General features: G+C 60.0%; 8 protein-coding genes. 3 read left to right on the plus strand and 5 right to left on the minus strand.

Annotated features, from left to right (window positions below; genetic code table 11):
* From VN887_20035 to VN887_20045, 3 genes are all read right to left on the minus strand, one after another.
* Nucleotides 1-1,673: hypothetical protein (locus tag VN887_20035; protein HXT42309.1), on the minus strand; the 1,673-nt coding region annotated here is incomplete at its 3' end.
* Nucleotides 1,670-1,810 carry a hypothetical protein gene (locus VN887_20040; GenBank protein ID HXT42310.1) on the minus strand — a complete coding sequence of 47 codons (141 nt, stop codon included), beginning with the start codon at nucleotides 1,808-1,810 and terminating at the stop codon, nucleotides 1,670-1,672. The genes VN887_20040 and VN887_20035, both read right to left, overlap by 4 nt.
* Nucleotides 1,807-2,163, minus strand: a complete 357-nt coding sequence (locus VN887_20045; GenBank protein ID HXT42311.1) for a DUF485 domain-containing protein — start codon at nucleotides 2,161-2,163, stop codon at nucleotides 1,807-1,809. Before VN887_20045 ends, VN887_20040 begins: the two co-directional genes overlap by 4 nt.
* 60 nt (nucleotides 2,164-2,223) lie before the next feature.
* On the opposite strand from VN887_20045, the gene miaB reads away from it, so the two are divergent.
* Genes miaB through VN887_20060 form a run of 3 tightly spaced genes read left to right on the plus strand, consistent with a single transcriptional unit; the run spans nucleotide 2,224 to nucleotide 5,252 of the window.
* Nucleotides 2,224-3,720 carry a tRNA (N6-isopentenyl adenosine(37)-C2)-methylthiotransferase MiaB gene (miaB, locus tag VN887_20050; GenBank protein HXT42312.1) on the plus strand — a complete coding sequence of 499 codons (1,497 nt, stop codon included), beginning with the start codon at nucleotides 2,224-2,226 and terminating at the stop codon, nucleotides 3,718-3,720.
* A 7-nt stretch (nucleotides 3,721-3,727) separates the two neighbouring features.
* Nucleotides 3,728-4,324, plus strand: a complete 597-nt coding sequence (locus tag VN887_20055; protein ID HXT42313.1) for a hypothetical protein — start codon at nucleotides 3,728-3,730, stop codon at nucleotides 4,322-4,324.
* Nucleotides 4,314-5,252 (plus strand): glycosyltransferase family 9 protein, encoded by a 939-nt coding sequence (locus tag VN887_20060; protein ID HXT42314.1) that lies wholly within the window; start codon nucleotides 4,314-4,316, stop codon nucleotides 5,250-5,252. Before VN887_20055 ends, VN887_20060 begins: the two co-directional genes overlap by 11 nt.
* A 50-nt stretch (nucleotides 5,253-5,302) precedes the next feature.
* Here VN887_20060 and VN887_20065 read toward each other — a convergent pair whose 3' ends face one another.
* Both VN887_20065 and VN887_20070 read right to left on the minus strand, forming a co-directional pair.
* Complete coding sequence (locus tag VN887_20065; protein ID HXT42315.1) at nucleotides 5,303-5,512, minus strand: hypothetical protein; 210 nt, start codon at nucleotides 5,510-5,512, stop codon at nucleotides 5,303-5,305.
* Between the two features lie 162 nt (nucleotides 5,513-5,674).
* Nucleotides 5,675-6,552 (minus strand): N-acetylglucosamine-6-phosphate deacetylase (locus VN887_20070; protein HXT42316.1); only part of this gene is annotated, 878 nt, incomplete at its 5' end.

Raw genomic sequence — 6,552 nt, forward strand, 5'->3', positions numbered from 1 at the left:
AAGCGCACGAGGATGTGAGGCAATCCCGCCGTGCCGCAGACCAGCGCGATGATGAGCGAGTAGGTGTAAAGCAGGGCAAGTGGCTTCTCATGCTGCGCAAGCCACGCCTTCTCGGCTGTAGCAGCGGGCATGAGTCCGCTCTGATTGTTTTGAGTGGCGCTGCTGGATTGGAGCCGGTTCACGTCGGCTGCTACGAGTCGAAATGCCTTTTCGCCCGCTGGAACTACTGCCAGTCCGTTGGTCTTCAACTGTTCTTCAATCGCCGCCTTCACCTCACGCGCCGTGAAGATGCCGTCATTGTGAAAACGCACACCACTGTCCGGCGCGGCGCCACGCGTGATCAGTTTGAGCTTCGAGAGTTTACCGTTGAGCAAATCATCCACGCGTTCGGCTACGGAGTTGGTGTTGGGCACGAGCCTGCGCCCGGTGAGTTCCGCGTAAACCGCCAGCGCCTGCGCGACCGTGGGCGAATCGAGCGCGACAGTGAGGCGCTGATTGGCCCTGATGTCCGAGCGGAGGGGAATAGTTTGGGTGGAACGGGCTACCAGCCCGTTCCGGTCGGCGACCTCGCCGGCCGGAATGGAAGGGCGTGTCGAATTTGGATTGAGCGTTCTTGCCGTTTGCGACGCCACTCTCGTTCCGCCGGGCGGGTCGCCCGGCGGCACAGGCTGGTAGCCTGTGCTACCCAAGGAATTGGTCGCGCGCTTGCCAATCATCGCTGCGGCATTCTTCGCCGCCTTGGTCGTGAGCGGGCCGAAGGGGGAAAGCCACGTGGAATCGGCGGGGGCTTTTTCGGGGAGCGGCTTTCTTTTCAAACTAAGCTTTTGCTCAAGCGTAAGAGAAACCACATTTGTGTTGATAACGCTCGTCACGAGCCTTTCGTAATCTTCTGTTTTCCCGTGAAAATTTATTGGCGTCCTCGTTCCATAAAAAACCAAATCACCACTTGCAGTTATGATTTGATCGCCCTTTGCAACTATGACCGTATCGAAGTCTCCTTCCAAAGCGTAACCCTTTTGGATTGTTGAGTTCGCAGTTATTCCCAATTGCTGATTGTAAAAACCATACACCGCCATGAGCACGAAGATGGGCACGGAGATGGCGAACATCTTGGCCCAATATTGAAAGGCCTGCACCAGCGTGATTCCTTTCATGCCGCCGAGCGCGACGTTGAGCGTGATGACCGCGCCCACCAGCACCACGCCCGCCCAATACGGCAGCCCGGGGAAAATGTAGGCCAGCGTCGTCCCCGCGCCTTTCATCTGCGGCATCGTGTAGAAGAAGCCGATGAACAGCACGAAGCACACGGCGATCTTGCGGAACAGCGGCGAGTCGAACCGGCCCTCGGCAAAATCCGGAATCGTGTAAGCCCCGAAGCGTCGCAGCGGCCCGGCGATGAACAGCAGCAGAAACAAATAGCCGCACGCGTAACAGACCGGATACCACAGCGCGTCGTAACCGCTCGACATCACCATCCCCGCCACGCCCATGAACGACGCGGCGCTGAGGTATTCGCCGGAAATGGCGCTGGCGTTCCAGCCCACGGACACGTTGCGGCCCGCGACGAAGAAATCGCTCGCGGTCTTGGAGCGTTTCGCCGACCAGAAGCCCATCCAGATGGTGGCGATTACCGTGACGGCGCTGAAGGCGAAGATCCAGGGGTCGATGTTCATAAGGGTTGGTCTCGCGACGGACGCGACGCGGGCGACGGTCGGAAACGCGCATCCGTGCGCGGGTTTTGGAACGTTCCCTTTCCTTCATGCTGATTGACGATGCGGGTGATGCCATCCTTGAGATGCTCTTCGTTCATAGTTTTTCTCCTTCGGCACCGTCGCGTCCGTCGTGAGAAACCTGCTTCGTCCCTTCGCGGGCGATTTCCTCGACCTCGGCCCTTTCCAGCGCGATCGACCGCTGGATGAAAAGATAGGAAATAACCCAGACGAACGGAAAGAACAGCACACCGAGGATGAACCAGGTAAGCGTGAAACCGAACACGCGTGTCGCCATCAGTTCCGGGAAAAAGTAGTTCAGCAACGGCAGGCCGAGCAGCGCAATCAGGAAGGTGACGGCGCAGGCGGCGGACAATCGGAGTTGCCGGCGCATGAGCAGGCGCAGGAACACGTCGCTGTGGATGTCGGGCTTTTGCTCTTTCGGGGATTCCATGGCCACTGGTTTAGCAAAGCCGCATTCGATGAGCAACGGACGATTTCGAATCCGACGTTGATGAAGAGCGCCGTTGTATCAGTGCCCGGACTGCGGAGACTGCCCTGGCTGCGAAAGGACGGTACCCTCCACGAATCGAGGCTGACTTCGCTCTTTTCAACGGCGGGCGTGTGCCTTACCTTCACCGCACTTTCGACCATGCCGAGTGTCTATATCAAAACCTACGGCTGCCAGATGAACGAGCGCGACAGCGAGGCCGTCGCCGCACAACTTGTGGCGAAGGGCTACACGCTGGCGGTGTCGGACCGGGTCGCGGACGTGGTCCTGCTGAACACCTGCAGCGTGCGCGACATGGCCGAGCAGAAGGCGCTCAACAAAATGGAAAATCTCGCAGCGGAGATGCGCCGCGACCGGCCGGAGGTCGTGCTCGGTTTCCTGGGCTGCATGGCGCAAAGCCGCGGACGCGGGTTGATCGACCGATTGCCCGACGTCGATCTGGTCCTCGGCACGCAAAAATTCCATCGCACTGCGGATTATCTGGACGAGATTCTCACCGGTCGCCGGGACAAGGTGGTGGACGTGGAAGAAGAGAAAGGCAGCGAGGCGACGATCAAGGAGCATCTGCTGAATGGCAACGCGCAGACGAAGTCAGTCACCGCGTTCGTCAGCATCATGCAAGGGTGCAATCAATACTGCACGTTTTGCATTGTTCCTTACACGCGCGGAATGGAGCGGAGCCGGACGATCTCTGACGTCGTTTCGGAATGCCGCGAACTGGTTTCCCGCGGCGTTAAGGAGATCACGCTGCTCGGCCAGATCGTGACCAGCTACGGCAAGCGCGAGATCGGAATGAAGGACGGCAAGTCGGCTTTTGTCCAACTGCTCGAGGCGGTCCACGCGATCGAGGGATTGGAACGCATTCGCTTTACTTCGCCGCATCCGAAGGGTTATGGCGACGATCTCGTCGAGGCATACGGCCGGCTGCCGAAGCTGTGCGAGAGCGCGCATCTGCCCGTCCAGAGCGGCAGCGACCGGGTTTTGAAACTGATGCACCGCGGCTACACGCGCGAACGCTTCCTTGGCATCGTTGAAAAACTGCGCCGCGTGAAGCCGGAGATGGGTGTCACGACCGACATCATCGTCGGTTTTCCGGGCGAGACCGAGTCCGATTTCGCGGAGACCCTGTCGCTGGTGCGTGAGGTCGCGTTCGACAACGCGTATTGCTTCAAATACTCGCCGCGCAAAGACACGCCGGCGGCGGCCATGCCGGATCAGGTCCCTCAGGAAGTCATCGAGGAGCGGCACGGACGGCTGCTCGATCTGGTGAACGAGGTCGGAAAAGAGAAGTATCGCCGCTGTGTCGGACAGCGCGCACAGATTCTGGTTGAAGGGCCGAGCCGGAAAAACGGGGAACGCTTCGAGGGCCGCACGCGCGCCAACCGGATTGTGGTTTTTGAAGGCAATGAACGGCATCGCGGGCGCCTGCTCGACGTGAAGATCACGCGGGCCGGTTCATTCACGCTTTACGGCGACCCCGCGATCGTCAATCCTGACTGAACGACGCATGAAGCTTTCGACGCTTGCCATCATTCTTGGTCTGGGTGTCGGCCTGCCTCAAATCTACGGTTTGATGCACCCGACCAAATTCCGGGACGCCGTCCGAAAATTTCCGCGCTCGGAAACCATCGGCTATTTCTTGATGCTGCTGGGAACGGTTTGGTTCCTCTGGAACCTGAACCAGGAGAACATCTCTGATTTCGCTGCGTACAAAAAGGCGATGTTGATCGGTTTTGCCGCGGTGGGTGTCGCGACCTGCATCTATGTGCGGGATTTTCTGGCGGTGCGCGGGCTGGCGATCGTCCTGCTGCTGCTGGCCAAACTGATGGTGGACACCGCGCGCTGGGCGGACACCGAATGGCGGCTGGTGGTGGTGACCTGGGCGTATGTGCTGGTGGTGGCTGGAATGTGGTTCACGATTTCGCCCTGGCGGTTGCGCGATCTGTTGAACTGGGCCACCGCCACCGACCAGCGGGTTCGTGTCGGTTGCGGACTGCGCCTGGCCTTCGGGTTATTCGTCGTCGTCCTCGGACTCGCCGTCTTTCGACCGGTCGAGCTGAAGGCGGGGCCGCAGGCCGGGCCGACGCCGGACCTTGCCCGGTGATCGCACCGATGTGACTCCGGTGTGCGGCAAAATCCTCGTCATTCGTGGCGGCGCCATCGGCGATTTTATTCTCACGCTGCCGGCTCTTTCCGCCTTGAGGAAACATTTTCCCGGGGCGCGTCTTGAAGTCCTCGGCTACCCGCATATCGCGCAACTCGCTTTATCCGGGGGGGGCGTGGACGCGGTGCGTTCGATTGAATCCCGTGCCCTTGCCGGCTTCTTCGCGCGCGGCGGGCGGCTGGACGGGGCGCTGCAGAACTATTTCGCCGGCTTCGCGGTGATCATTTCGTATCTCTACGACCCGGACGGGATTTTTCAGTCGAACGTCGCAAGTTGCTCGAATGCGCAGTTCATCGCGGGACCTCACCGGCCTGATGAAAAAGAGGACATTCACGCGGCCGACGTTTTCCTGAAGCCGCTGGAACGGCTGGCAATCTTCGACGCCGATCCGGTGCCGGAGCTTTCAACCAGCTCTCACCCTTCAATCCCCAACCAGCTCGCGTTGCATCCTGGCAGCGGCAGCGAACGAAAGAACTGGCCCGAGGAAAACTGGATGAGGCTCATCCAGCATTTGCAGACTGCGACGAAGTTCAACTTTCTGCTGGTGGGCGGCGAGGCGGAACGGGAGCGGTTGCGCCGTTTGTCGGCGGTGTTTCGCCCGGAACGGCTCGAGCGCGCGGAATGCCTGCCGCTGGCCGAACTCGCGCGGCGGTTGCAGGCGTGTGCGGGCTTCATCGGCCACGATTCGGGCATCTCTCATCTGGCCGTTGCCGTGGGATTGACTGCCTTGATTCTCTGGGGCGAAACCAACGAGACAATCTGGCGTCCGCGCGGCACGCGCGTGACCCTCTTGCGCTCGACGCCGGGCTTAATGGATCTCCCGGTCGAGAGCGTGCGACAATCGGCTGATTCACTGTTCAAAACCTGACGTTCGTCTCTCGTCGCACGGAAGGGGGATCGGGCACGGTCGCGTCGCCTTTAGTCGTCCTTTGTTCTTCGTTGGACGAGACGCTGGATGTGTCTGTTCCGTCGATGCACCTTCCAGGCATCGAGCAGAAGGTATCCGATAAAGACCGCTGCCAGTGCCACGACGACTACGAGCACAATCGTCGGTACGCGCGTGGCGGTCGGATCGAACCGGCTCATTTTTGTGAGGTCCGGAATATCCGGTGTCATCGATTGATCCATTGCTCCAAAATGTTCCCCGGAGAGATCCGCCGGGTGCGAAAATGTAAGCCTGAATCGTGCCGACCCGGTCCGCAGCGGCACGATTTCACTGAATTGAAACAAACAACGAAGATGAATTAGTCGGAGGAATTCTTCTCCGGCATGTCTGCGTTGAGTCGCGCTTCAACCCCCTTGGACGAAGGTCTGCAGAGACTGGTTACGCGCGGCGTTATCCGTCTGCACAAAACAAAAATCCGCCGGACTGCCCACGACCAAACCGTGGTTGATTCCCGCAAACTCCGCGGGGCGAACCGAAAAACTGTCCCAAACATCCCGCCACCCGCAACCCAGCATTTGAGCGGCGCGAACCACGCCATCGAGCGGTCGCAACGCTGACCCCGCATAATTGCTGCTGCCCGGCAGCCGGACAATCTGGTCGGCGCCGACTTCGACCTCAAGTGCGCCAATCGTGTAACGTCCGGGCGGCGCGCCCGCTGCGGCCATGGCGTCCGTCGTATAATAAATCGTCTTCTTGTTCATCGCCCGGTGGATCAATCGAAAGAGAGGCGGAGAAACGTGGATTTCATCGGGAATCAAACCGACGGCCAGACCGGGGGTGTCGAGCGCGCGCCAGAGAATGTTGTCGTGGCGATCCAATTGCTGAGGGCAGGCGTTGCCGAGGTGTGTGAAGCCGGTCGCGCCGGCTTGAACAGCCTGTCGCAAAACTTCCACCGGGGAGTTCGTGTGCCCGACGCTGACCTTGACGCCCAGAGATACGGCCAGCGCGATGGCTTCCAGCGCTCCCCGCCTTTCCGGAGCCAGGGTCATCATCAAGGGGTCATTGCCTGCGAGAGCGCGAAGTTCGCGGATTTTCTCGGGCGTTGGATCAAGCATCTGTGCCGGATCGTGCGCGCCGCGAAAGCCGGGTTCGCTTGAAAGGAACGGGCCTTCGACATGCCATCCGGCGATGGCATGGAACAACTCCGCGGATTCGGACCGGAACTGTCGCAGCTGCTTCAATCTCGCCGTCAGCCGGCACCATTTATTGGTGATTAACGTCA

It is taken from the genome of Candidatus Angelobacter sp., assembly GCA_035607015.1.
Classification (GTDB): Bacteria; Verrucomicrobiota; Verrucomicrobiia; order Limisphaerales; family AV2; genus AV2.